The following is a 24,335-nucleotide window of genomic DNA, read 5'->3' on the forward strand; positions in this document are numbered from 1 at the left end:
GTGGCGGCCGTCGTGCATCAGTTCGTGCATGTACATGCCACTGCGGGAGATCGCGCCCTGATCGAAACCGACGAGGTAGAGCACGACGAAAGCGAGCAGAATCGTTGCGGCGACGATGACGGCAAGGGCAGCCGACTCCGTCGTATTACTGGGTGCGTGAATGATTGCCATGGTGTGTCCTTCTGGGATATGCGTCCCGTAGTCCCCGCTCGAAAACGGGGACGGCCATGCGATGAACGAGTTTTCTGACTCTCGAATTCGGACATATGCCCGACGTCGATCACAGTGGCGCAACCGCTCCGGATTTTCAACGGATTACCTGCGTACATCGCGTCTAACCTGCGAACTGTGGCACCGATCGCGATGCTGTGTCAATCGCTGTCCCGATCCACCGCAGCTCGATGCCGCAATGGCCCGGTGCCTACGCCACAACCACACGGTGCCTGCGCCACAATGACCCAGTGACTGCGCCCGTGACCCGACTGATCCTGGTGAGCCACGCCAGAACCGACGCGATGCGCACCGGCCGGTTTCCCGGCGACGAACCACTCGACGACGCGGGTCTGCGGGACCTTGCCGCAGTGACCGACATTCCCCGAGCCGACCGCGTCCTGTCCGGCCCGGAAACCCGCTCGGTCTCCACGGCGCGCATCTTCGGCTCGGACATCTCGGTCGAACCCGCGTTGGCCGACATAGATTACGGCCGGTGGGCCGGTCTCGAGATGACCGATCTGCCCGACGCCGACGCGATGGCCTGGTTGGGCGATCCGGCGTTCGTTCCGCCGGGTGGCGAGTCCCTCGTCGCGCTGTTCTCTCGCGTCGAGACGTGGCTGAGTGCTGTCGGATCGACGCCTGGCCGCACGCTGGCGGTGACCTCTCCTGCCGTCGTTCGAGCCGTGGTGGTGCTGGTGTTGGCGGCCCCGGTGTCCTCGTTCTGGCGCATCGACGTCTCCCCGCTCACGCGCACGGCGGTCAGCCGTCGCGGCGGCGCATGGACTGTGGGCTCGGTGGCCCGGAAGTTCGTCTGAATTTTTCTCGCGTCGAGGGAACCGAACCGAACACGGCGGCGTCCTACCTACCGACAGCGCAAAGTTCTTCGATCAAGGAGCGTGGCTCATGACCGTCATCAAGGTGGATCCGGTGGCACTGCAGCTCGCCGCCTCCGAACTCGATGCCGTCGCCGCTCGCTTGCAGGCAGCTGTCACTGCGACGGCAATCCCCGTGCGGCCGCTACCACCGGGCACCGACGAGGTTTCGTTGCTGACCGAACGATTCTTCGGCACCGCGGCCGATACCTTCGGACCCGCTGCAGCACAGGGTATTTCGGAGTTGCTCCGGGCAGCCGAGGAATTGCGGAAACAGGCCGCGGACTACGTGGCCACCGACGACGACACCGCCGGGGGCCTGCCCGGCCTACCCGGTATCTGACGCACCGAACTCGACCGCAGCAGACAACGCTCGAACATCATGGGGGCCATCAGATGACGCTCGGAGTGACAGGTGTGGTGTGGCTGCCACGCACGGCGACGGGAAACTCGACGCGATTGCTCGGTCCTGGACCGGTGCCGTTGCATGTCGCCGGCGGTGCGTGGGGTTCGGTCGCTGCGGCGTTCACCGAGGCATCGGCGAGTATCGCCGCCGTCACCGCGGCACTGACCGCAGGCTGGGAAGGCGAGTCGGCACTGCTCGCTCAGGCTGCGCTCGGCCGCTTCGCGACCTGGACTGCCGCCACGGCAGTCAAGGCCGCGGCGCTCTCGGTCGAGGCCCCGGCGGCAGGCACCTCGTACGGTGTCGCGTTGGCGACCATGCCCTCGCTCGTCGAAATCGGAGCCGTGCAGGCCGCCAAGGTCACCGCCGCCTCGACGGGTGGCGTGATGAACGGCAGCTACGAGGCGGCCGAGGTGGCCGATCGACTGCTCGACATCCGCGCCGCGATGGTGATGGAGGGCTTCGAGCTGGTCTCCTCGCACCGCATCGTCCAGACCACGTTCGACCGGCCGCCGGCCATCGTCTCCGATTCCGGCACCGGCCTCGGCAGATTCGCCGACGGCGCGCTGATGACATCGCCGGTTCAGGCCGCGATCGGCGGTTTGATGGCCGCAACCCAGAATCCCGGTGTTGCCGCGGCGGCAGGTCAGATCGGTAGTGCTGCCACCTCCATCGCCAGTACCGGCGTCTCGACCGTGGCCACCGCCGCCTCCAACATCGGGTCGAGTGCACTGTCCGGTGGCGTCGGGGCCGGTGGTGGATTCGCGCCCGGCGTTTCGGCATCTCCTGCCGTCGGTCCGGCGTCCACGCGTCCGGTGTCGTTCGGCGGCGGCGCAGGTGGAGCAGGTGGGCTCGGCGGTGGCGTAGGACTCCCTGGTTCGGCGTTGGGGCCAGGAGGTGGTGGTTCGATGCCGGCCGGTCCAGGTCAGAGCGGCCCGACGGCGTTCGGCGCACCATCCCCGGCCGATAGCGGCCTCGCTCAGCGCGGAACGGGCGCGGCCGGCGCCCCGGCATCCGGCACGCGCGGGCAGGCCGAGGACGACGAACACCAGACCCCGGACTACCTCAAGCAGTTCGAGCACTTCGCGGACGGCCGCACCGTCGCGCCGTCCGTCATCGGCGCGGATCCGACCGTGCCGGACATCAACGGGAACGGCCGTTGATCGACTTGGGAACCGTGCCGGTGGGCCACACATTGCCGATCGCCTCACTCGGTGCGGACGAGATGGACTTCTTGGTCGACGAACTGTCGATCGTCGAGCTACCCGTCGTCCTGAACGTGTTCCCACGTTTCGACGACGCAGCTGCGTGGGATTCCGCATTGGAGCGTGGCCGCTGCTCCCTCGACTCGGCCGGACTGTCGGCCGGCGGCCGCGTCCACGAGGATCTTCGGCAGTGGATGCGAGTTCTCGAACAACCTCGCTGGTATGTCTCGGTCCGTGTGTTCGACGTCGAGAGTGCCGAGCCCGTTCCGGCCACTCGGATCTGCGTTGCATCCGACGGTCGGATGACGGTGTCGGCGGTGCGGCGAGACGACGTGGTCACCATCCGCGCCGTCGACGGTGATCCGGCCCGAGACCTCGCGGTGTCGATCGGCTCGGCTGTCGCATTCGACCCGGGCAGTATCAATGCGCCCACCGATCTGCTGGCCGAAGCACTCGATGCGGCACCGACCGACGTCGGAGCAACCGCGTCTCGGCTACGCGGAATCGGGATGGTGCCCGACCGCGCCGCGGCTCTGGCGTCGGCGATGGCCACGTGCGCAGGCAGAACCGAGATCACGGCCGTGGCCCGCAGCAACGGCACCCGCCATGTGGCCGGCAGACCGGTCGCCCTGTTCGACACCCGAGCCGGACGCATCCTCGCCACCTCCGCCCTCGCCGCCGACGGCACGTCGTGGAGTTCACTGACCGGCGCAACGGATCGCCGAGTTACCGCTGCCCTGACCGAGCTGATCGCATCGGCGCAGGGCCTTCTCGCTAACTGATCGGGTTGTCGGCCTTGTCGCTGCCCTTGCCCTCGAACGGTGGCAGGAACGTGCCCCACCGGACGCAGGACCATCCACCGTCCGGCAGCGGGAGCAGCTCGACGGTGTGGGTGTTGTCGAGATGGTTGTCGGCCGCGAACGTGCCCTCGACGCCGGCCAGCACCGCCGCGACCAGTCGGATTGCGGCACCGTGGCTGACGACGACGACGTCGCCTGCGGTGTCGTCACCCAGGTACTGCGCGCGGAGGCCGTCGAGCACCGGGACGTAGCGCTCCAGAACCGAATGTCCGCTGTCGCCTCCGGGCACGGTCGCCGCCAGATCTCCGGCGTGCCAGCGACTGAAGATCTCGGTGAACTCCCGGTGCGCATCCGGGTCGTCGCGGTCCTCCAGATCTCCCGCGAAGGTCTCCTGGATTCCCTCGGTCACCAGCAGGGGAACCCCGGTAGCTCGCTCGATGTAGCCGGCAGTCTGCTTGGCGCGCAACGCAACCGAGGACACCAGCACCGCGGGTGCGCGTCCGATCCAGGTCCGCGCGTAGGCCTCGGCCTGCTGGTGCCCCAGCTCGGTGAGTTCGGCTCCCGGCGGTGAGGTGTCCAGTACCTTCGCGACGTTGGCCGTCGTCTGACCGTGCCGGACCAGAATCAGTTTGCCCATCACAGATCACCGCGTCCGGCACGAACGTCTGCTACCCACTGCACGTGTTCGTCGATCGGCGGCGGTACCGATCCACCCGTTCCCGTTGTGGTGGGCCAGGATCCGAGGAAGCGCAGGGGCATCTTGCGGTGAAATGCGGCCAGCATCTCCGCGACGAGCGGGTCGTCGATGTGACCCGCGCAGTCGACGAAGAACCTGTACGTTCCGAATCGTGAACGCGTGGGCCGTGATTCGATGAACGTGAGGTCGATGTTGCGAATTCCGAACTCGGCCAACGCTGCCGGCAGTGTGCCCGGATCGTTCGGCGGTTCGAGCACCACCGAGGTGCGGTCGGCACCGGTGCGCGCAGGCACCGATTGCGGCGCGGTCACCAGCACGAAGCGAGTCCTTGCGCCCTCCACGTCGATGATCCCGTCGGCCAACTGCGGCAACTTCAGACGCTCACCGGCGAGCCGCGTCGACACCGCGGCATCGACCATTCCGGCCGCAACATCTTCTGCTGCACCGGCATTGGACGACGCGGACTGCACCACGGCGTCGGGCATGGCAGCCTGCAGCCACTGGCGCACCTGATTGAGTGCGATCGGGTAGGCGCTGACCGTGCGGGCCGAATCGAGGGTGACACCGGGACCGCCGAGAATGGTGAAGGCCACCTCGATCTCGGTCTCGGCGACGATCTGCAACCGGCGGCCCTCCGACAACGCGTCGAGCGTCGGTGGAACCGCTCCCTCGATGGAGCTTTCGATGGGGACCACGGCCGCGTCGGCCGCACCCGATCGCACGGCCTCGAGCGCTGACGGCGGGTTCGACGCCGATATCCGCTCTACCGCCCCGTCCAGACCGACTGCGCCGAACGTTCCGAGCCTCTCGAACTGAGCAAGCGCCATCTCCGTGAACGTTCCCGATGGGCCGAAGTAAGCGATGCGAGGCACGCCTCGAGGTTACGTTGTCGACGTCCGTGAAGCGATCAAACCGACGTCGACGAGCCGGGCGCGGGCGGCAGCAGCGTCGGCGATCTCGATTCCGAGCAGCACCTCGCGCACCGCCTCGGCAGCCTCGGGGATGAGTGCCCGCAGTGCGGCGACGTTCGGAGCGGCGAGGGCCGAGGCGATGTCGTCCCCGCGCAGCGACGCCACCGTCGCAGCAAGGATCGCGAGCACATCGTCGCCGGACTCGGCGCGGGCGACGAGGCCCACATCAGCGTGCGAGACCACCGCGAGGACGTCGGCGATGCGCCGTGGGGTGTCGCCGACGTCGATCCCCGGAGTCCGGTGGGCGAGGACGACGGCCTCCGCGGTCTCGGCCACGTCGATCGCATCGAACATCGGGAAGACGACCAACGGCGAGGGCAACCGCAGCGTGAGCGCATCGGCGAGGTGCTCGACCGGGGCGTCGACGTGGAACCGTACGGCCTCGTAACCGCCGGTCCTACCGGCCCGGAGCTCGTCGGGGTCGATGTCGAGGTGCACCGCGATGCGCCCGAGGTCGTCCGACTCGGACAGTCCGAGCAGGGTCGAAGCCCGCACGACGGGCGGGCCGTACTCGGATCCACGCGGGGCAGCGGCGAGCGAGTGGGCGTCGGCACAGATCGGCTGCAGCAGTCCGTGGACGAGCGCGTTCGGGTCGGGTCGGTGTGGCACACCGAGGGTCAGCGGAATCGGCACGCCTCAACGGTAGACCCGGCCCTGGGTCGTTCCACAGACTCCACTCCCGTGGCCTGGGTCGTTCCGCAGGCTCCACTCCCGGGGCCTGGGTCGTTCCGCAAGCTCCACTCCCGGGGCCTGGGTCGTTCCGCAGGCTCCACTCCCGTGGCCTGGGTCTTGCGATCCTCGCCACACCGCGCTAACTTAGGTTTGCCTCACCTACTCGCTTGACCGATCGCATCGGAGGAGCCCATGCTCGGCGCAACCACCACCGGACCGACCACCGCCGAACGCGTGCGCAGTGCCTGCATGCGCGCCGAGGGCGCAGCCCTGGCCATCGACGGCAGCGGCCCGGTGATCACCACCCTGCACCACCTTCGTCCCAACGGGGAGATGATCCTCGCCGTCCCCACCGACTCCCTCGACAGTGCGGTCACCGGGCAGTCCTCCCGTGCCGGAACGCCCGCCGTCCTCGAACTGACCGATCACGCGCCGCTCGCCCTGCGTGAGCCGGTGCGGTCGTTGGTGTGGCTTCGGGGCGATCTACGTCCGGTTCCGGAATCGCTGATGCGACCCATGGCCGGAGCGGTGGCCGCCGAGCATCCGCATCCGGCCCTGCTCGACGTCGGCCACACCACCTCGCTGATGCGTCTGATCGTCACCTCCGCCGTGGTCGCCGACAGCACCGGAGCGGAGCCGGTCGACGTCGACACACTGCTGGCCGCCGAACCCGATCCCTTCTGGGAGATGGAGACCAGCTGGCTCGAGCACCTCGACGCCGACCACCCGGACCTGCTGGCCCAATTGGCCCGACGCCTCCCGCCGTCGCTGCGGCAGGGTCGAATCCGGCCGCTGGGCATCGATCGCTACGGCATTCGACTGCGGATCGAGGGCGAATGCGGCGACAACGACGTCCGGCTGGGATTCACCGAGCCCGTCCAGGACGTCCTCTCCCTCAGTCGAGCGCTTCGCGTTCTCGCCGGTTGCCCGTTCCTGAACGGACTGCGCGCCCGCGGCTGACACCTCACCGCACGAAACAGGGCAGACTCGTGCGGTGATCGACTTCAAGAGCTGGTTGACGCCACCGCCGCCCGCGAGCACGGCTCCCCCGCCCGATGCCCGCGAACGCACCACCATCAAGGTCGAGATCGCGATCGTCCTGCTGGTGACGTTCGGCCTGAGCGGCATGAGCAGCATCCTCTCGCTCGTCGAGGACGCGCTGCAGACCGCTGCCCTGTCCGATCAGACCGTGGCGCTGAACTCGTCGCGGTCGAGTTTCAGCCTGATCGATCTGCTGTTCCAGCTGCTGAGCATCCTGCGTCTGTGCGCCTGGGGTGCCCTGGGGTTGTACCTGCTGTGGCGAGCCGATCTCGCACCACGAGCGATCGGGCTGGCCCGTCCGCGGCTGAAGATCGACCTCGGTCACGGCGTCGGACTGGCCGCACTGATCGGGCTGCCCGGCCTGGCGCTGTATCTGGTGGGCAACGCCCTCGGGTTCAACCTGAATGTCGTTCCCAGCGCCCTCGACGACCACTGGTGGCGCGTGCCCGCACTGATTCTGTACGCGCTGGCCAACTCCGGTGCCGAGGAGATCATCGTCGTGGCGTACCTGATCTCTCGCCTGCGCAGACTCGGTCTGAGCGAGAACGCGTCCCTGCTGTGCTCGTCGCTGCTGCGCGGCAGCTATCACTTCTATCAAGGTGTGGGCGGTGGTGTCGGGAACTTCCTCATGGGCCTGGTGTTCGGCCGCTACTGGCAGCGCACCGGCAGACTGTGGCCCCTGCTGATCGCGCACGCTCTGATCGACATCGTCGCCTTCGTCGGCTACGCCCTCCTGCGCGAACATCTGTCGTGGCTCCCGTGAATCGGACGTCGAGTAAGACCGCTGTTCCCGCGACGACGGTTACAGTCGATTCGTGAACGACGACGATCGCTATGGACGGCACGGCGCGCCGGACCGGCGCACGCCGCCTCCCGGTCGAACGCCGCCACCGAACCGAACGCCGCCGGCGGACAGATCCACGCCCGGCCGGCACGGTCGTCCCGATCCCGCGCCCCGGCAAGGTCCACCCCCGCAGCAGCCTCCGGGTCCACCGCGACCCCGTCAGCAGCCACCCGGGCAACAGCCGCCCCAGCCACGGCCCAACCGCCCGCCGCCCGGCCGACAGCCGCCCCCACGTGGGTATCGACCGGGCCAGCCGCCGCCGGAGGGTACCGAGTTCATCCGACGCGACGGCCGCCCCATTCCCGGGCCGGACGGGCCACCTCGGCCGACACCGGTTCCACGCGACAGCCCTCAGCAGGCCTGGTCGCAGGCACCCGAACCTCGTTCGGCACAGTCGTATCCAGCACAGTCGAATCCGGCTCGAGCGGATGCGGCGAATTCGACGCGTCAGTACTCACGTTCGCAGGACGATCCACCGGGTCGCACCGGATACGCGCCGCGTCAGCAGCCGGAGCCGTTCACCGAGGAGCGCAGGCAACCGCCTGTGCAGCGGGCGCTACGTCGTCCCGAACCTGTTCGGCCGCAACGTGATTCTCGGTCACCGAAAGCGGCGAAGCCGCGCAGGCGCCGACGCTGGGGACGACGCTTCCTGATCGTGTTGCTGGTTCTCGTGCTGGGTATCGGAGGTGTCGTCTACTACGTCGACAGTTCGTTGACGCGCGTTGACGCCCTCACCTCGTATCCCGGGCGCATCGGCGACACCCCCGGCACCAACTGGCTTCTCGTCGGGTCGGATTCGCGGGCCGGCCTGACGCCGGAGCAGGAAGCCGCGCTCGCGACCGGCGGCGAGGTGGGCCCGAGCCGCACCGACACGATCATTCTGATTCACATCCCCGAGGGCAGCGGCGCGCCGACGATGGTCAGCCTGCCGCGCGATTCGTACGTGTCGATTCCGGGCAACGGCCAGGACAAGCTCAACGCGGCCTTCGCATTCGGTGGGCCGCCACTGCTGGTACAGACGGTCGAGGGTGCAACCGGTGTGCACATCGATCATTACGCCGAGATCGGATTCGGTGGCTTCGCCGGGATCGTCGACGCGGTCGGTGGAGTGAACGTGTGCGTGCAGAATGCAATCGACGATCCGTTGGCGGGCATCAACATTGCCGCCGGTTGTCAGGATCTCACCGGAGCCGAGGCGCTCGGATTCGTGCGATCCCGCGCGACGGCACTGGCCGACATCGACCGCATGAACAATCAACGCGCGTTCATGTCGGCCCTTCTGGAAAAGGCAACGAGCGCTTCGACTTTCCTCAACCCACTGCGGTTGTGGCCGCTGGTGTCCGACACCGTATCGTCGTTGAGCGTCGACGAGGGAGATCACATCTGGAACCTCGCCGCGCTGGCCTGGGCGATGCGCAGCGGCCCGGTGACCACGACGGTGCCGGTCGGCGGATTCCAGGACTCCGACGTCGGAAACGTTCTGCTGTGGGACGACACTCGCGCGCCGGCATTCTTCGACGCCATCGCACAGGATCGCGAGATCCCGCCGGAACTGCTGACCGGCGGCCCCTGATCGGCAGGCGTGAGCGGTAGGCGGGAGAGGAGCCTGCGGAACGACCCTGGGTTGTAGGTTGAGGACCATGACATCGCCGTCTGCCCAGCCCGCCGCCCCCGGTACGTCGTTCCACGACCTTCTGCGCGCCCAGGTCCGGCACGAGTTCACCGCTTCGCAGCAGTACGTCGCCATTGCGGTGTGGTTCGACCGCAACGATCTACCGCAGCTGGCCACGCGTTTCTACGCTCAATCCGCCGAGGAGCGTCGGCACGCGATGATGATGATCCGTTTCCTCATCGACAATCGGCTCAAGGTCGACGCGTCGGGCATCGACGACGTGGTGACGGCATTCCGGTCGGTCGTCGAACCGGTGGAACTGGCACTGACTCAGGAGTCGACGGTGACCGAGCAGATCACCGCGCTCGCGCGCGCTGCCCGGGCCGACGGCGACTACATCGGCGAGCAGTTCATCCACTGGTTCCTCACCGAGCAGGTCGAGGAGGTGGCGGCGATGCAGAGTCTGCTCAATATCGTTCGCCGGGCCGGAACCAACCTGTTCGACATCGAGCAGTACGTCGCACGCGAGATCGGCTCGACGGTGATCCGCGCCACCAATGCCCCGAAAGAAGCCGGAAGAGCGTAGTTTGCGCCCTGCTCAGAGCGGACATTTAGGATTCACTGTATTAGGCTACGTTCGCCTCAATAAGGTTCGACTTGGATGACAACGCCTCTGACCAGGCATATCGTCCTCGTCATGAGCGTAGACATCAAAGAAACCAGCCACACCAAGTTCCATGCACTTCTCCGCGACCAGATTCGCAACGAGTTCAACGCCTCGCAGCAGTACATCGCCACCGCTGTGTACTTCGCGAATGTCGATCTGCCGCAGCTGGCCAAGCACTTCTACGCGCAGTCGGTCGAAGAGCGCAACCACGCGATGATGATCGTGCAGTACTTCCTCGATCGCGACATCACGGTCGAGCTGACCGGCGTCGACGCGTCGAAGTCCGTCTTCACCGATCCCCGTGAGGCCATCGCCCTGGCGCTTGCGCAGGAGGAGACCGTCACCGAGCAGATCATCGCTCTGGCGAGCACCGCACGCGAAGAGGGCGACTACCTCGGCGAGCAGTTCATGCAGTGGTTCCTCAAGGAGCAGGTCGAGGAAGTTGCCAGCATGAAGACGCTGCTCAACATCGCCGATCGCGCGGGCCACAACCTGTTCGATCTCGAGCAGTTCGTCGCCCGTGAGATGAACACCAGCGTGACGGCCGACTCGGGCGCACCCACCGTCGCCGGCGGATCGCTGTAGATCCCGCCGCACGTCTGGGCAAGTAGCGCGCTCATACGGGTGGCCGCCCGAACAAGGATTCTTGTCCGGGCGGCCACCCGATGTGCTTTTCCGAGCAATTCCTCTCGGCCGCACATCCCGGCCGGGAGCCGTCAGCGCAACGTGACCTGACGACCGCGCAAGCCGTCACGTGAGCGCAGCTGCGCTGCCGTGAGCGGAGCGTCGACAGCGAGAGCCTCGGCCAGCTTCTCGCCGAATTCCTTTGTGGGCGCTGCCCATTCGGTGGGGTGCATCTCGGGATCGAGGTCGAACACCGGCACCAGCAGTCCATGTGTGCGGAACGAACCGGCGTAGCGCGAGCCCTCACCCAAGTTGAGATCACCCGCAGCGTGCAGCCGCGCGAGAGCGAGCATCACGTCGTCCTCACTCTCCGGACGAACCCACCGGATGTGCGCCTTGTCGCCGGCATCCACCCACCACGCCGCGACGACGCCGTCGGCTTCGATCCGCGCCGAGGGCATGATCGCCTGGTTCGCGCGCTCCACGGTGGCAGCCACATCGGCTGCGGGAGTGGCACTTTCGGGGATCCACCAGTTGAAGTCCTGATGGACGGTGATCTCGAGCAGCGCGGACGCGTCGAGCACATCGGTCAATGCGGGGGTGGCGTCGGTGATCTTCGCGGCTTCGAGCGACTCACCCGCGGACGCGGTGGACACCCAACCCAATGCGCTACTGATATCTGCTGCAACGTCTTTCGACTGCGTCTGAACCTGTAGGCCGACGAATCCCTCGACGGTGCCCCCGTCTTCGCGCACCAGTGCCGCGACGGCTCCGGGTAGTACCGTTGCCAGCGTGATGGTGCGACCGTCCACGGTGATCGGCGCGGTTGCCGTCGCCGACGGGACGAACTCACGCAGCGCGACGAGGTCGCATTCGGCAGCGAGGCCTTCGAACGGGCGCGTCGACGCCGATTCGATGCTCGCCCGTTCCGCTTCCCGCTTCGCCAGCTTCGCTGCGCGGTTGCTGTCCTGCTTCGGTCCACTGTTTCTTTTGCTCTTACCCACGCCCGAAAACCTACACGTTCTTCGATTCGAGCCAGGCTCGCGTTCGACCGGGATGGTTGGTGGCAATCCAGCCGACACCGAGCTCGCGGCACAGCTCCACGTCCTCTTTCTCGTCGACGGTCCACACGTAACTGGCCCGGCCGGACGCTGCTGCGCGGTCGATGATGGCCGGGTGCTCACGTAGCGCACCTATCGACGGACCGACAGCGGTGGCCCCGACGGTCGTCGCCGCTCCCCCACCGAGGTAGTGCGAGCTGTCGCCGAGGAGCACCGTCGGAAGCATCGGAGCCGACCGCCGTACGCGCCAGACGGCCGATGGCGCGAACGACATGATGACCGCGCGCGAGTGGTCGGCCGACGCGGGTGCCCCGATCCCGAACGTGTGCAGCTCGGCGAGAACCTTGCTCTCGATCAGCGAGCCGTACCGCACGGGGTGCTTGGTTTCGATGAAGAGTTTCACCGGCTTGCTGGTCCAGTCCAGGACGAGCGAGATGAGGTCGTGCAAGGTCAGAAGTTCGGCGGGTTCGTCGGCGTCGCCGTAGTTGAGTCGGGCGAGTTCGGCGAAATCCATCTCGCTGACGATGCCGGTGCCGTTGGAGGTTCGATCGACCCGGCGATCGTGCACGCACACGATGTGCCCGTCCTTGGTGAGCCGCACGTCGCATTCGACGCCGTCCGCTCCCTCGCGCAGCGCGAGGTCGTAGGCGGCGAGAGTGTGTTCCTTCTTGGCCGCGGACGCACCTCGATGCGCGACGACCAGTGGCCCACGACGATCGGGACTCACGACGCCGTCACCGCCTCGGATTCGTACTCGGGTTCCTTGTCTTCGGGCTGTTTTTCTTCTGGCTGCTTCTGTTCGGGCTGCTGCTGTTCGGGCTGCTTCGGCTTCTGCCCGGTGCCGGTGGCGATCACCCAGCGGGTCGGTCGTGACACGGCGGAGCCGCGCAGCGTGCGGCCTTCCAGCCGGCGCATCACGGCCAGGGTCGATACGGCCGAGACCGCGGCCACCAGTGCCACGAACGCCGACAACAGAACTCCGTCGGCGCGGGCCTGAAGGGAATCACGCAGGTTCCACAACAGTTGGACGATCACCAGCGCATTGCTCGCTGCCCAGAGCGCCCACCAGATGCGAACCAGTGTCAGTTCGCGGTGCACGTCGGCATCGGCACCGCCTCTGAGGCGGACCACCTCGGTGAGGTAGACCCCTGGCATCACGATGCGGACGAACGGCAGCATCGACATCAGCAACATCGTGCGCACCGAGCGCGGATCGGTGGAGCCGGCGGCAGCGAAGGTACGTCTGCGCCGGTCGATCAGCCAGCAGGACGAGGTGATCAGCGCCGCCAGACCGATGAGGAGTGCACCGACCTGAGCGAAGTACACCAAGGCGTCGGACACGGCCAGGGTGATCGGCGAAATCAGTCGCACTCGGTTGTGCAGCAGGATCCCGTACCTGAACACTTCGGCGAACGCGGCGAGCGCCAGCAACATCGCGGTGACGAGGACCAGGTTCTGAGCGTTGGCTGCGTATCGCTCGACGCGACCGATGCTGCGATCGGCCTCGGGGTCGCGGGGTACGTCGCGCAAGCCCCAGGTAGGTGTCGAGGTGTAGTGCGGCGTCGGGGTCGGCGATACGGATCGGCTGCGGCGCTCGGCTCTACTCGACGAGATCGCCGGTCGGGCTACCCATCGGAAGTTTCGGGCACCGTGCGCGGGTGCCCTGGTGGACACCGGCGAGAGCAGTACTCCGTGGCAGCGGGGGCACCACGTACCCGGCCGTGCGCCGACAGCCCAACGAGTGCTGCAGCGGGCACAGACCTGGAACGCCTGAGCGCGTCCCTGCGGTGCCGACATCTAGATGATTCTCGCTTCGTGGTCGTCGTCGCGCTGGATCGGTCGACCAGCGGCCTGCCAGGCGAGCATCCCACCGTCGACGTTGATCGCGTCGTATCCCACGCGGTTGAGGTATTCGACGACGCGCGCCGAGCGACCACCGGCTTTGCAGACGACGTACACCTCGGACTGGTTGTCGATCTCACCGGCGCGCGATGGGATGTCGCCCATCGGGATGTGAACGGCGTCGGGTGCGTGTCCGGCTTGCCACTCGTCGTCCTCGCGCACGTCGAGCAGGATGGCCGCCGTCGGGAACGGCACCGGAAGACGATCGACGGTGACGGCGGGAGACTGCTCGGGATGCGACACACCTCGATCTTGTCACGCGTCCGCGCGGGCCTGCCACCCGTGTCCTGTCGACCGAAGCGCCGTCTCGCTATGACCTGCGTCACTCGAGTCACATGAGTTATCCACAGTATCCACAGATCGATCCACAGAATCGGGGCCTGTGCCGGTTTCTATCCACAGGTCAAAGCTCCGAGTCGGTCTCGCGGTGTACCGAATACCAACTCCGCCTGTGGATCGATGGTGATTTGACACAGCCGTCGTCTGCGCTTCCGATAATCCGCTGTTTAGGCTGGCGAACATGACTTCCACAGAGCTGCGCGTCTTCACCGAACCGCAACAAGGCGCCACGTACGACGAACTGCTCCGCGTCGCGAAATCTGCCGAGGAGTTCGGCTACGGTGCATTCTTCCGGTCCGACCACTACCTCGCGATGAGCGGCGACGGCGGCCCCGGCCCCACCGATGCCTGGATCACCCTGGCCGGGCTCGCCCGCGAGACCTCGACGATTCGGCTCGGCACCCTCGTCACCTCCGCGACCTTCCGCTACCCGGGGCCGCTGGCCATCAGCGTCGCCCAGGTCGACGCGATGAGCGGTGGTCGCGTCGACCTTGGGCTCGGTGCGGGCTGGTTCGAGGACGAACACAAGGCCTACGGCATTCCGTTCCCGCCGCTCGGCGAACGCTTCGACCGACTCGAAGAGCAACTTGCCGTCGTCACCGGACTCTGGAACACACCCGTCGGCGAGACCTTCTCGCACGCGGGCACGCACTATCCCGTCACCGACTCCCCCGCGCTGCCCAAGCCGGTGCAGACACCGCACCCGCCCATCGTCATCGGCGGCGGAGGCAAGAAGCGCACCCCGGCACTCGCCGCGAAATACGCCGACGAGTTCAACATCCCCTTCGCCTCGCTGGCCGACACCGAGACCCAGTTCGGTCGCGTCCGCGCAGCCTGCACAGCCGCCGACCGCGACCCCGACTCCCTCGTCTACTCCAACGCCCTCGTCCTCTGCTGCGGCCGCACCGAAGAAGAAATCGCACGACGCGCCGCCGCCATCGGCCGCGAGGTGTCCGAACTACGCGAGAACGGCGCCGCAGGAAGCCCGGCCGAACTCGTCGACAAAATCGGCAGCTTCGGAGCCATCGGCGCGACCCGCGTATACCTGCAGACCATGGACCTCACCGATCTCGATCACCTCGAACTCGTCGCATCCGAGGTTCTTCCGCAGCTCTGACCGACCAGAAACCGACCCGCCCGAGTCCACTCAACGTGACATCGACTGCCCAAAAGTCCACTGAATGTCACATTGAGTGCCCATGGGGGGCTCGGTCAGGCGGCGGATCGGGTGCGTAGGCGTGAGTAGTGCGCGCTGATGTGTCGTGCGGCTGGCAGTTCGATCCAGCGGTAGATGATTTCGGCGAGTGCGGCGGTGCCGGCCAGGAATGCCAGGACGGCGGCGGTGGGGCCCAGGTGCGGTTCGACGGTTGCGTAGATGCGGTAGAGCACGAGGGTGTGGATCAGGTAGATCGCGTAGCTGCGGGTGCCGATCCACTTGACGACGGGCCAGCGGGTGATGGGTCCGTCGTATCGGGCGAGGACGAGGACGGTGCCGGTGACGACCAGCAGGGTCCAGAGGTAGGTGCCGCCCATCCAGAAGGTGTGGACTTCGATGGCCAGTCGGATCACTTCGATCTGGACGATGACGCCGAGGACGACCCATCGCCAGGTGATCAGTCGTGCCCATCCGAGGTAGATGATCTGGCCGAGGAACAGGGTCGGGAGTACGCCCGCGACCTTGGTCAGGAACGGGATCGTGTAGGGCTGCGGGAGGTAGAGGTTGTAGACGATCACCAGCGCGCACAGTGCTGCGCCGACCAGTGGCACCACGATGGGCCTGGTGCGCAGCGTTCCGCGCATGGAGATGCAGTAGAGGTAGAACACGATCTGTACGACGAGGGTCCAGGTGACACCGAGGACGGCGACCTCGGGCCGGAGGAAGAAGCCGCCGAGGAAGAAGCTGAGAAATGCCTCCCCGTTGGTGATGCCGGGTTGGCCGCTGAACATTCCGTTGAGTCCGAGCTTGACGAGGATGACGGCCATCGCGATGGCGAACCAGAGGGCCGGGACGAGGCGGGCGAGACGCGCGACCATGAAGTCCCGACGCGATTGCCGCATGGCGGATCGGGTGATCAGCAGGCCGGTGAGCAGCATGAAGATGCTGACGCCGACGAACGACAGGTGCATGTTGAGGCCGGCGTCCTGGATCAGGACGGTGTCGACGACGTCGATCATCCACCAGCCGCCGCCGACGTCGTCGAGCAGATAGAACGAGATGTGCGAGTAGAGCACCGCGAGGACGGCGATGACGCGAAGGAGGTCGGCACCGTCCATCTGCACTCGGGGCGCGATCACCGGCTGTACGGCGACGGACTCGTCGACCGTGTTCCGGCTCGGTCGGTCCCCATCCACACCCTGGAGTTTAGGTTCCGTTCATGTATTGGACCAATCCGCAGCCGATGCGCAACTGTTTCGTGATATTCGGAGCGGATTCACAGCCGAACAATTCGACTGTCTCGTTCACGCGAAATTATTCCGAGAAAAGCATCTCGGTTACAACTGTTGCACTGGGGGTAGGAATGAGATTGGGTTGAACCCTACGAATGATCCGCAGTAGGACGAACGTGCCCGCATCACACGATGGGTACGGCGTCGTTAGAGAAGGGAACCACGTGTCCGAGTACACCTTGCCCGACCTTGATTTCGATTACTCCGCCCTCGAGCCGCACATCTCGGGCGAGATCAACGAGCTTCACCATTCCAAGCACCACGCCACCTATGTCGCAGGCGCCAACACCGCGGTCGAAAAGCTCGCCGCAGCGCGTGACAACGACGATCATGCAGCCATTTTCCTGCTGGAGAAGAATCTCGCGTTCCACCTCGGTGGCCACGTCAACCACTCCATCTGGTGGAAGAACCTCTCGCCCAACGGTGGCGACAAGCCCGAGGGTGAGCTCGCTGCCGCGATCGACGACCAGTTCGGTTCGTTCGACAAGTTCCGCGCACAGTTCACCGCTGCCGCCAACGGCCTGCAGGGCTCCGGCTGGGCAGTTCTGGGCTACGACTCGCTCGGCAAGAAGCTGCTCACCTTCCAGCTCTACGATCAGCAGGCCAACGTGCCGCTCGGCATCATCCCGCTGCTCCAGGTCGACATGTGGGAGCACGCCTTCTACCTGCAGTACAAGAACGTCAAGGCCGATTACGTGAAGGCGTTCTGGAACGTCGTCAACTGGGCCGACGTCCAGGCTCGTTTCGAGGCCGCGACGTCGAAGACCCCGGGTCTGATCTTCCCGTAACCGAGGAGATCGCCGACAGTCGAACAACTGCGAGACAGGGCCACCGCATCCATTGCGGTGGCCCTGTCTCGTCGAACGAGTCATGCCTTCGCGGCCGCAGGGATCGCCCGAATCGAGGCGATCCCGTGGTCGAGCGTCGCGAATGCCCGGCAGCGCCGGGGGCGGCTACGTTTCGGCTGGCACTCTCCCCATCTTGTGTGCCAGCCGTTTTCACGTCATTCTCTTCCTACCCAACGTCGTGTACCCGGCTTCGAGCCCTGTACCTGTCTGGGAGGAATGCGCAATGGACGATCGAGATCTCATCGGTGTCTCGCCTTTTCACGCCGCCGGTCTGCTACGCGGATTCGTGATCTCCGGCCGCTGGCCGGACACCACCAAGGAATGGGCACAATTTCTCGCCCTCGCCGTGCGGGTGGCCTCGATGCCGGGCCTGTTGGCGACGTCGACGGTGTTCGGGGTGCGGGAGGAGTTGCCCGACGACCCCGCGCCGGGGACGGTCGGCTTGGTCGTCGCCGAGGGTCCGGTGATCGGAGATTTCGCGTTGGCTCCCGGACGGTTCGCCGCGCAGCAACCCGCCGCATTGCTGATGCTGCATCCACCGTCGGAAACGACACCGACACTCCCGGAGTGTGCGGGCGCGGCGTCCGGCTGCGTTCTGCTCCCCGGTCTTCCGCATCTCGGCCTCGATCACCGGGCGGCGTGGGTCGAGGCCGAATCCGACGGCACCGTGACCTCGATGGTCAGCCGGGTCGGCCTCGATCCGATCAGCGATCCCGACACCGCAGTTTTGGCAATGCTCCTCGCCTCCTGACCGCTCCCCGCACACGATTTTTCGGGTGCCCAAACTTATTGGCGCATTGGACAATTCGCGAAACGGCACTTAAAGTCGTCTACAGCGAAGGGGAGTAGCCCCCAATCAACGTGTCGACATACTGGTCGTAAAACTGCGACCCGGCACCTGAACCGGTTCTTCCGGTGGGCGAGACCTTCGGTCCGTTCGACGACCGAGGAGTCTTCTGTGCTGTCCGCATTACTGTTGAGTTTCGCTGTCATTTTCGTCGCCGAGCTGGGTGACAAATCCCAGCTCATGGCCATGACATTCGCCCTGCGCTACAAGTGGTACGTCGTCATCGGCGGCATCACCGTCGCCACCACCGTCGTGCACCTGGTCTCGGTCGCGGTCGGCCACTTCCTCGGGGTATCGATTCCCACCGAGCTGATCTCCATCGTCGGCGGCGTCGCGTTCGTCATCTTCGGACTCTGGACGCTGCGCGGCGATTCCCTGTCCGACGACGAGGGCGCGAAAGCCTCCCGGGTCACCAAATCCGCGTTCCTCGCGATCGCCTCGGCGTTCTTCCTCGCCGAGCTGGGCGACAAGACGATGCTGGCCACCGTCACTCTCGCCGCCGACAACGACTGGGTCGGCGTGTGGATCGGCTCGACGGTCGGCATGGTCGCGGCAGATGCACTCGCCATCGTGGTCGGCGCAGTGCTCGGAAAGCACTTGCCGGAACGCATCATTCAGTACGGCGCGGCCATCCTGTTCTTCGTCTTCGGTGCCGTCCTGTTCTTCGAGGGCCTGATGCCGGGCACCGCAGCCCCGTACATCGCTGCCGCAGCGGTTGTCGTGATGTCCGCCGTCGTCGTCGCCGTGTTCGTTCGACGCTCCCGCACCCGGGCCGCACGTGAATCGGAGAAGCAGACCACCATCGAACAAGCCTGACCTTGGTTTACACTCCTCTCCCGGGAGGGGTGCATGGACGACGACCAGCAGGTGAGCACGACCGATGCGGCGCACCACTCGACCGATCGGCTGATCCGAATCACCGGCCGATTCGTCGGTGTCGGTTACGGGGCGTACCTGCTGCTGTTGATTCCCGATATCGCACGCACCGGAAACGTCGTTCCCGGGTGGTGGACTCCGACGACAGTGGCCGTCGTGTTCGGCACCGGTTTCGCCTTCGCGGCCTCCACATTTCACCCCAGCATCGGAGTGATTCGTACGGCCGGATCCATCGCCGCGCTGGCGTTCCCGGTCATGGCCGCGCTGTGGTGGACTGCCTGGGACGGCGTGACGTTCGATCAGGGGGGAACGTTTCTCGCGGCATTTCCCGGCGTGGCGGCACTTGCTGCTGCGACGGTGTGGCACCCCGTCCCGGCGTTCGTTCACATGACCGTCAGCGTCGTTCTCGTACAGCTCTCCAATCAAGCTGTGCGAGAACCGTTCCCCCGCAGCAACATCGTCGCGGAGATCTGCTTCGCAATGATGTTCTGCACGGTGTTCGTCGCCGCAACACTGGCCGCGGTACGTACCGGACGCATTCTCGACGCGACGATCTCCACAACACACGACGACGCAGCCCGGGCGGCTGCGGCCACCGCGCGCGAGGTCGAACGCGAACGGTTGGACGCGCTGATCCACGACGAGGTCATGTCCTCACTGCTCGCCGTGACTCGCCACGGCCGCACTCCCAGCCTGGCGCGTCAGGCCCGCTCGGCTCTGATGCATCTGGATGACCTGACCACGGGCATCGTCCTCGAAACGTTCTCGGCCGACGAGGTTTTGGCTCAGCTCCGGTCTGCCGCAACGACGGTCGACGAGTCGATCGAATTCACCGTGAAAGACGACTTGCTGGAGCGGACGGAGCAGTACCCGGTCGAGACAGTACGAGCCATCGCTGCCGCACTGGCCGAAGCGTTGCGCAACAGTCTGATTCACGCACAGGCATCGAAACGGTCGGTCACAGCACGGCTGGCTCCGTCGACGGTGGAGATCACCGTGATGGACGACGGCATCGGCTTCGATCGACGCTCGGTGCCGCCCCACCGACTCGGCGTCGCCGTCAGCATCGAGGGCCGGATGCGGCAGCTCGACGGCGGATCTGCCGACATCGTGTCCTCCGCCGCAGGCACCATCGTGCGATTGGGCTGGAAGCGATGAACGGCGAGGACGTTCGCGATCTGCTGTCGATGAAGTCGGCAGCTGCATATGCGGTTGCCGGATTCTTCATCCTCGCGTGCCTGGTGTGTGCATCGACGACCCTGACCGGGGTGTCCGCGGTGTGGCCCGAATACGCGGCGGTGCTGGTGCTCTCGGCCGCGGTCATCCTGTTGCTCCGCGCGCCGGGTGACCCACCGAGCCTGCGGTCGACCGTACTGATGACCCTATCGGGCCCGGTGGCAGCCGCCCTGGTCTTCACAGTGGTGCCGGTACCACTGAACGGGAGCCTGCAGACGTGGCCGCTGGGCATGCCACTGGTGATCTACACCTTCATGTGCGTCCGCGGTCGGACGCTGGCCGCGTGGGTCGGGTTGACACTGACTATGTCCGTGGCCATCGGTTGGGCGGTCGTGACGGGTCAGGGATTTCTGTACGGACTTTCGTTCAGCGCCATCAACATCGCGCCGCTGTTGATGGCGACGTTCTTCGCGTTCACCATCCGTCCGCTGGCCGCGGCAATTTTCGAGCTGCGCAGGCAGTCGACGGTGCGCATCGCGTCCCAGGCTGCCGCGGCGGCAGTTCTCGAGGAACGCGACGCTCGGCTGGCCAGTCTCGACGCCTTGGCCCGTCCGCTGCTGCAGCGCATCGCCGACGGTCCCGATCCCACCGACGAGGAGATCCTCGCGTGTCGGCTGCTCGAAGCCGAACTTCGCGACACCCTGCGCGCCCGCGGTCTCGTTCGACCCGACCTCGCTCGCGCGGCCAGGTCTGCGCGGGCCCGCGGGGTGGAGGTCATGCTGCTCGACGACCGATCTCCGAACGCTCTCGACGACGACGCCCGAGAACGCATCGTGGCCGCCGCGTCGAGCGCACTCGATGCCGCCGAAGCAGGCGCGGTGACGGTCCGGCTCCTACCTCCTGGCCGTCCCGTGGCGGCGACGATTCTGCTCGACGACCTGGGCGACGGTGCACACCGAGTCGAGTACGACCACACCGGGCGCAACCGAAGCTGACGGCCGGGTTTGGGCGCAGACCGTCGTGGTTACCCTGCGGCGGACCAGTTGGTCTGCCGCACCGGCAGCCGATGAACGGAGCCCAGCAATGCCTCTCGATCGTCGATCCTTCCTGATCGGATCCGGTGCCGCCGCAGTGCCGTTGCTGCTGGCGGGGTGCGGTTTCGTCAAGTCCAGCCCGTCGCACCAGGCCGAGGGCACGCTGACGTTCACCACGTGGGGAACCGACGCCGAGTTGGCCGGCTTCCGAGCCTCGATCGACGCGTTCGAGGCGGCCAATCCCGGGTCGACGATCACCCTCAACGCGGTGCCGTACGAGCAGATGTTCACCAACATCGACGCCCAGCTCCAGGCGGGCAATCCGCCCGACATCTTCCGCGTGCCGTACTACACGTTCGGCGCGTATGCAGGCCGCGGCCAACTGCTGGATCTGTCGCCGCTGTTGGAAACGGACACACGTGATCAGTTCACGCCGACGGCGTGGGCTGCGGTGCAGAACGGCGGAATTCCCTACGGCCTGCCGCACCACACCGATACCTCGGCAATTCTGGTGAACCGAAACCTGTTGTCGCAGGCCGGTATCGACTCGGTTCCGACCACGCTGGACGACGCCTGGACGTGGGACGAGTTGGCGTCGATCGGTGACCGACTGCGTTCCTCGCTGCCGGCGGACCAGTACCCGTGGGCCTACAACTGGCAGGGCAACGGTGTCACCCGCTGGCTCAGCCTGCTGTTCCAGGCCGGCGGATCCTTCCTGGCCGAGGACCAGAAGACGCCACTGATCGACTCCGACGAGGCTCGACGGGCCGTCGAATTCTCGTCGTCCTTCTTCTCGAAGAGCTACGTGCCGGCCAACAACACCATCGCGTCGTCGAGTTACGCCAGCGAGGCCTGGTTCTCGCAGTCGGTGGCCATGGTCTGGTCGGGTGCGTTCCAATTGCCCGACGCCGATGCCACGGCCAGTTTCGATTGGACGGCCACCTACGCGCCGCGAGATCGCCGGGGCGGCGGCGACTTCGGCGGCAACGCACTGGTGGCGACGTCGCAGACCTCTCAGCCGGAGCTGGCGGCGTCGTTCCTCGAGTTCGTCACCCAGCAGGAGCAGATGCGGAACTTCTGCCGTGCCGCCTCACTGCTGCCGACGCGCAACGACCTGCTCAACTCCGACCTCGAGTTCGATGTTCGCTCGGAACTGGCTCCGATCTTCGCGGCACAGGCGACCACCGTGCAGCCGCAGGATGCAGCTCAGGTGGCATCCCCGTCGATGTCGGCGATCATCCCGGTTCTGAAGGAGCAGCTCGATCTCGCGTTCGCGGGTTCGCAGGATGCCGCTGCCACCGTCTCCGCGTTGCAGAGCGGAATAGCCGAGGTCACCGGCGCATGACGGCCGAACCGATCACCCGGGCCGGGCAGAAAACCGGGCCAGGGCCCGAAGCCGAGACCAAGCGCGCCGGGGCCAGGAAGGAGGCGTTCGCAGCCGCCGGGTTTCTCGCCCCCAGCTACGCACTGTTGGCGGTGTTCGTGCTCGTTCCCCTCGTCGCCGCGTTCGTCGTCAGCCTGCAGCAGACGGACGGATTCGGTGCAGGCGAGTTCGTCGGCGCAGCGAATTACGCACGCCTGGTGGAGGATCCGCTGTTCTGGCGGGCACTGATCAATACTCTGCTGTTCACCGCGTTGGTGACTCCGCTGTCGATGCTGTTCGGTCTGATCGCGGCCGTACTGCTCAATTCCGCGCTGCCCGCCCGGCCGCTGTGGCGCTCGCTGGTGATCCTGCCGATGGCCGTCTCCGGTGTGGCGACCGGCCTGATCGGCATTCTGGTGTTCGACCAGAACTCGGGTGTGCTCAACAATCTGATCGGGTTCCTCGGTCTGCCCGCCATCGACTGGCAATCGTCTCCAGGGCCGGCATTCGCATCGATCGTCATCGCCACCGTGTGGTGGCGCACCGGGCTGAACATGCTGATCTACCTGGCCGGCCTTCAAGGTCTCGGTCCCGATCTGTACGAGGCGGCCCGGTTGGACGGTGCCAACGCGTTCCAACGCTTCCGGAACGTGACGGTGCCGCTGCTCGGTCCGACGTCGTTCTTCCTGCTGGTGCTCAACGTCATCTACTCGTTCCAGGTGTTCGATCTGGTCTTCGTTCTCACCGGCGGCGGACCGGGCGGGGCGACATCGGTGTTGGTCACCTACGCCTACGAGACGGGGTTCGTCACCCGCGATCAGGGCTACGCCGCGTCGATCGGCATGGTGCTGTTCCTGTTCGCCCTCGTCTTCGCCGCCGCACAGTGGCGCGCGAGCCGAACGAAGGATCTGGTCGAATGAGTGGGCCGAGGAACGCGTCCGCTCGCCGGGCACAGGTACTGCGCACGGTGGTCATCGCCGTCATCGGCCTGATCACCGTCGCTCCGCTGTACTGGATGCTCGCCGTGGCGTTCTCGACTCGCGGCGAGTTGCTGGGCGGCGGCGAACTGCGCCTGTGGCCGCGCCAGGTGACGTGGGAGAACGTCACTCGCGTGTTCGACTCGTTCCCGGTCGCGACGTGGCTCGGCAACTCGATCGCCATCGCCGTCGTGGTCACGATCATCACCGTGGTCACGAGCCTGCTCGCGGGATATGCGTTTGCACACTTGAGGTTTCGGTTCTCGACGCCACTGTTCTTCATCGCGCTGGCCACGTTGGTGTTGCCCGTGCAGGTGATCATGGTGGCACTGTTCCGCATCGTCGTCGGCCTCGGCCTGTACGGCACGTACTGGGCGGTGATCCTGCCGAGTTCGGCGTCGGCGTTCGGGCTGTTCCTCGCACGCCAGTTCATGCTCGGCATTCCGCGTGAGCTGCTCGAGGCGGCGCGTCTCGACGGTGCCGGGCATTGGCAGATCTTCCGGCGCGTCGTGCTGCCCCTGTCGGGACCGCTGATCGCTGTCCTCACCTTCATGAGCCTGCTGCAATCGTGGAACGATTTCGCGTGGCCACTGATCGCGCTGCGGGAGAACGAGTTGTTCACCTTGCCCATCGGCCTGCTGTACCTGCAGGGCCAGGCGAACAGCGACTACGGTGCCACGATGGCGTTCGCACTGATCAACGTCGTGCCGATGGCACTGCTGTTCCTGTTCTTCCAGAAGTACTTCATCGCCGGATTCGCGCGCAGCGGGATCAAGTAGGTCCCATCCAGGGTGCCTGAAGGTGGGTGAGGTGTCCCGCCGGTTATGGTGCAAGCGACTACGA

At 66.2% G+C, this 24,335-nt stretch carries 27 protein-coding genes; 18 read left to right on the forward strand and 9 right to left on the reverse strand.

Annotation, left to right across the window (positions count from 1 at the left end):
* A partial coding sequence (locus CH276_RS02830; protein ID WP_094629299.1) for a CbtB domain-containing protein occupies positions 1-171 on the reverse strand: 171 nt, incomplete at its 3' end.
* A 290-nt stretch (positions 172-461) separates the two neighbouring features.
* Between CH276_RS02830 and CH276_RS02835 the strand changes: the two genes are divergently transcribed.
* The 4 genes from CH276_RS02835 to CH276_RS02850 all read left to right on the forward strand — a co-directional run bounded on the left by CH276_RS02835 (position 462) and on the right by CH276_RS02850 (position 3,475).
* Positions 462-1,028, forward strand: a complete 567-nt coding sequence (locus CH276_RS02835) for a histidine phosphatase family protein (RefSeq protein ID WP_094629313.1) — start codon at positions 462-464, stop codon at positions 1,026-1,028.
* 88 nt (positions 1,029-1,116) lie between these two features.
* Positions 1,117-1,428, forward strand: coding sequence for a PE family protein (locus CH276_RS02840; protein ID WP_094629298.1), 312 nt, complete (start codon positions 1,117-1,119; stop codon positions 1,426-1,428).
* Between the two features lie 53 nt (positions 1,429-1,481).
* Positions 1,482-2,651, forward strand: coding sequence for a PPE domain-containing protein (locus CH276_RS02845; protein WP_254923919.1), 1,170 nt, complete (start codon positions 1,482-1,484; stop codon positions 2,649-2,651).
* Entirely contained in the window at positions 2,648-3,475 is an 828-nt protein-coding gene (locus CH276_RS02850; RefSeq protein ID WP_094629297.1) for an ESX secretion-associated protein EspG, read from the forward strand. Before CH276_RS02845 ends, CH276_RS02850 begins: the two co-directional genes overlap by 4 nt.
* Here CH276_RS02850 and CH276_RS02855 read toward each other — a convergent pair.
* The 3 genes from CH276_RS02855 to CH276_RS02865 are packed head-to-tail and all read right to left on the reverse strand — an operon-like array spanning position 3,468 to position 5,794.
* Entirely contained in the window at positions 3,468-4,133 is a 666-nt protein-coding gene (locus tag CH276_RS02855; RefSeq protein WP_094629296.1) for a histidine phosphatase family protein, read from the reverse strand. The two genes, CH276_RS02850 and CH276_RS02855, sit on opposite strands and share 8 nt — an antisense overlap.
* Complete coding sequence (gene pheA, locus CH276_RS02860; protein ID WP_045197959.1) at positions 4,130-5,062, reverse strand: prephenate dehydratase; 933 nt, start codon at positions 5,060-5,062, stop codon at positions 4,130-4,132. Before pheA ends, CH276_RS02855 begins: the two co-directional genes overlap by 4 nt.
* A gap of 9 nt (positions 5,063-5,071) precedes the next feature.
* Complete coding sequence (locus tag CH276_RS02865) at positions 5,072-5,794, reverse strand: hypothetical protein (protein ID WP_094629295.1); 723 nt, start codon at positions 5,792-5,794, stop codon at positions 5,072-5,074.
* Between the two features lie 231 nt (positions 5,795-6,025).
* Here CH276_RS02865 and CH276_RS02870 point away from each other — a divergent pair, with 231 nt between their 5' ends.
* From CH276_RS02870 to CH276_RS02890, 5 genes are all read left to right on the forward strand, one after another.
* Positions 6,026-6,793: a DUF2470 domain-containing protein gene (locus CH276_RS02870; RefSeq protein WP_032396466.1), complete on the forward strand. Its 768-nt coding sequence runs from the start codon at positions 6,026-6,028 to the stop codon at positions 6,791-6,793.
* Between the two features lie 34 nt (positions 6,794-6,827).
* Positions 6,828-7,637, forward strand: a complete 810-nt coding sequence (locus CH276_RS02875) for a CPBP family intramembrane glutamic endopeptidase (protein WP_032396467.1) — start codon at positions 6,828-6,830, stop codon at positions 7,635-7,637.
* A gap of 358 nt (positions 7,638-7,995) precedes the next feature.
* On the forward strand, positions 7,996-9,291 hold the full coding sequence (locus CH276_RS02880; protein WP_441344204.1) for an LCP family glycopolymer transferase: 1,296 nt from the start codon (positions 7,996-7,998) through the stop codon (positions 9,289-9,291).
* Between the two features lie 67 nt (positions 9,292-9,358).
* Complete coding sequence (locus CH276_RS02885; RefSeq protein WP_094629294.1) at positions 9,359-9,916, forward strand: ferritin; 558 nt, start codon at positions 9,359-9,361, stop codon at positions 9,914-9,916.
* 111 nt (positions 9,917-10,027) lie between these two features.
* On the forward strand, positions 10,028-10,582 hold the full coding sequence (locus tag CH276_RS02890) for a ferritin (protein ID WP_032396487.1): 555 nt from the start codon (positions 10,028-10,030) through the stop codon (positions 10,580-10,582).
* Between the two features lie 131 nt (positions 10,583-10,713).
* Here CH276_RS02890 and CH276_RS02895 read toward each other — a convergent pair whose 3' ends face one another.
* The 4 genes from CH276_RS02895 to CH276_RS02910 are packed head-to-tail and all read right to left on the reverse strand — an operon-like array spanning position 10,714 to position 13,827.
* Complete coding sequence (locus CH276_RS02895; protein ID WP_094629293.1) at positions 10,714-11,625, reverse strand: DUF5926 family protein; 912 nt, start codon at positions 11,623-11,625, stop codon at positions 10,714-10,716.
* A 10-nt stretch (positions 11,626-11,635) separates the two neighbouring features.
* Complete coding sequence (locus tag CH276_RS02900) at positions 11,636-12,409, reverse strand: glycerophosphodiester phosphodiesterase (protein ID WP_032396470.1); 774 nt, start codon at positions 12,407-12,409, stop codon at positions 11,636-11,638.
* Positions 12,406-13,479 carry a DUF4328 domain-containing protein gene (locus CH276_RS02905; RefSeq protein WP_094629292.1) on the reverse strand — a complete coding sequence of 358 codons (1,074 nt, stop codon included), beginning with the start codon at positions 13,477-13,479 and terminating at the stop codon, positions 12,406-12,408. The genes CH276_RS02900 and CH276_RS02905 overlap by 4 nt, the downstream gene beginning before the upstream one ends.
* Positions 13,480-13,827: a rhodanese-like domain-containing protein gene (locus CH276_RS02910; RefSeq protein ID WP_032396471.1), complete on the reverse strand. Its 348-nt coding sequence runs from the start codon at positions 13,825-13,827 to the stop codon at positions 13,480-13,482.
* 277 nt (positions 13,828-14,104) lie between these two features.
* On the opposite strand from CH276_RS02910, the gene CH276_RS02915 reads away from it, so the two are divergent.
* The gene (locus CH276_RS02915) at positions 14,105-15,040 is read left to right on the forward strand and encodes an LLM class F420-dependent oxidoreductase (protein ID WP_094629291.1); all 936 of its coding nucleotides are present in this window, start codon (positions 14,105-14,107) and stop codon (positions 15,038-15,040) included.
* 95 nt (positions 15,041-15,135) lie between these two features.
* Here CH276_RS02915 and CH276_RS02920 read toward each other — a convergent pair whose 3' ends face one another.
* On the reverse strand, positions 15,136-16,275 hold the full coding sequence (locus CH276_RS02920) for an acyltransferase family protein (RefSeq protein ID WP_254923918.1): 1,140 nt from the start codon (positions 16,273-16,275) through the stop codon (positions 15,136-15,138).
* Positions 16,276-16,535: 260 nt separating this feature from the next.
* On the opposite strand from CH276_RS02920, the gene CH276_RS02925 reads away from it, so the two are divergent.
* From CH276_RS02925 to CH276_RS02960, 8 genes are all read left to right on the forward strand, one after another.
* The gene (locus CH276_RS02925) at positions 16,536-17,159 is read left to right on the forward strand and encodes a superoxide dismutase (RefSeq protein WP_045197953.1); all 624 of its coding nucleotides are present in this window, start codon (positions 16,536-16,538) and stop codon (positions 17,157-17,159) included.
* A 283-nt stretch (positions 17,160-17,442) separates the two neighbouring features.
* Positions 17,443-17,970: a hypothetical protein gene (locus tag CH276_RS02930; RefSeq protein WP_032397122.1), complete on the forward strand. Its 528-nt coding sequence runs from the start codon at positions 17,443-17,445 to the stop codon at positions 17,968-17,970.
* 207 nt (positions 17,971-18,177) lie between these two features.
* Entirely contained in the window at positions 18,178-18,882 is a 705-nt protein-coding gene (locus CH276_RS02935) for a TMEM165/GDT1 family protein (protein ID WP_094629290.1), read from the forward strand.
* Between the two features lie 33 nt (positions 18,883-18,915).
* Positions 18,916-20,100 carry an ATP-binding protein gene (locus tag CH276_RS02940; protein ID WP_032397120.1) on the forward strand — a complete coding sequence of 395 codons (1,185 nt, stop codon included), beginning with the start codon at positions 18,916-18,918 and terminating at the stop codon, positions 20,098-20,100.
* Positions 20,097-21,113 carry a hypothetical protein gene (locus CH276_RS02945; RefSeq protein WP_094629289.1) on the forward strand — a complete coding sequence of 339 codons (1,017 nt, stop codon included), beginning with the start codon at positions 20,097-20,099 and terminating at the stop codon, positions 21,111-21,113. The genes CH276_RS02940 and CH276_RS02945 overlap by 4 nt, the downstream gene beginning before the upstream one ends.
* An 88-nt stretch (positions 21,114-21,201) precedes the next feature.
* Positions 21,202-22,497: an ABC transporter substrate-binding protein gene (locus CH276_RS02950; RefSeq protein WP_094629288.1), complete on the forward strand. Its 1,296-nt coding sequence runs from the start codon at positions 21,202-21,204 to the stop codon at positions 22,495-22,497.
* Positions 22,494-23,435: a carbohydrate ABC transporter permease gene (locus CH276_RS02955; RefSeq protein ID WP_094629287.1), complete on the forward strand. Its 942-nt coding sequence runs from the start codon at positions 22,494-22,496 to the stop codon at positions 23,433-23,435. The genes CH276_RS02950 and CH276_RS02955 overlap by 4 nt, the downstream gene beginning before the upstream one ends.
* Positions 23,432-24,271: a carbohydrate ABC transporter permease gene (locus CH276_RS02960; protein WP_094629286.1), complete on the forward strand. Its 840-nt coding sequence runs from the start codon at positions 23,432-23,434 to the stop codon at positions 24,269-24,271. The genes CH276_RS02955 and CH276_RS02960 overlap by 4 nt, the downstream gene beginning before the upstream one ends.
* The last annotated feature ends 64 nt before the right edge of the window (positions 24,272-24,335 follow it).

The sequence above is a fragment of the Rhodococcus sp. 06-470-2 genome, assembly GCF_002258235.1.
Lineage (GTDB): Bacteria > Actinomycetota > Actinomycetes > Mycobacteriales > Mycobacteriaceae > Rhodococcoides.

What these genes read in the sequence shown, in the direction of transcription:
- CH276_RS02845 (WP_254923919.1), top strand. Translation starts at nt 1,482, where the DNA reads ATGACGCTCGGAGTGACAGGTGTGGTGTGGCTGCCACGCACGGCGACG.
- CH276_RS02915 (WP_094629291.1), top strand. Translation starts at nt 14,105, where the DNA reads ATGACTTCCACAGAGCTGCGCGTCTTCACCGAACCGCAACAAGGCGCC.
- CH276_RS02945 (WP_094629289.1), top strand. Translation starts at nt 20,097, where the DNA reads ATGAACGGCGAGGACGTTCGCGATCTGCTGTCGATGAAGTCGGCAGCT.
- CH276_RS02940 (WP_032397120.1), top strand. Translation starts at nt 18,916, where the DNA reads ATGGACGACGACCAGCAGGTGAGCACGACCGATGCGGCGCACCACTCG.
- CH276_RS02960 (WP_094629286.1), top strand. Translation starts at nt 23,432, where the DNA reads ATGAGTGGGCCGAGGAACGCGTCCGCTCGCCGGGCACAGGTACTGCGC.
- CH276_RS02905 (WP_094629292.1), bottom strand. Translation starts at nt 13,479, where the DNA reads ATGTCGGCACCGCAGGGACGCGCTCAGGCGTTCCAGGTCTGTGCCCGC.
- CH276_RS02950 (WP_094629288.1), top strand. Translation starts at nt 21,202, where the DNA reads ATGCCTCTCGATCGTCGATCCTTCCTGATCGGATCCGGTGCCGCCGCA.
- CH276_RS02930 (WP_032397122.1), top strand. Translation starts at nt 17,443, where the DNA reads ATGGACGATCGAGATCTCATCGGTGTCTCGCCTTTTCACGCCGCCGGT.
- CH276_RS02840 (WP_094629298.1), top strand. Translation starts at nt 1,117, where the DNA reads ATGACCGTCATCAAGGTGGATCCGGTGGCACTGCAGCTCGCCGCCTCC.
- CH276_RS02885 (WP_094629294.1), top strand. Translation starts at nt 9,359, where the DNA reads ATGACATCGCCGTCTGCCCAGCCCGCCGCCCCCGGTACGTCGTTCCAC.
- CH276_RS02890 (WP_032396487.1), top strand. Translation starts at nt 10,028, where the DNA reads ATGAGCGTAGACATCAAAGAAACCAGCCACACCAAGTTCCATGCACTT.
- CH276_RS02955 (WP_094629287.1), top strand. Translation starts at nt 22,494, where the DNA reads ATGACGGCCGAACCGATCACCCGGGCCGGGCAGAAAACCGGGCCAGGG.
- CH276_RS02870 (WP_032396466.1), top strand. Translation starts at nt 6,026, where the DNA reads ATGCTCGGCGCAACCACCACCGGACCGACCACCGCCGAACGCGTGCGC.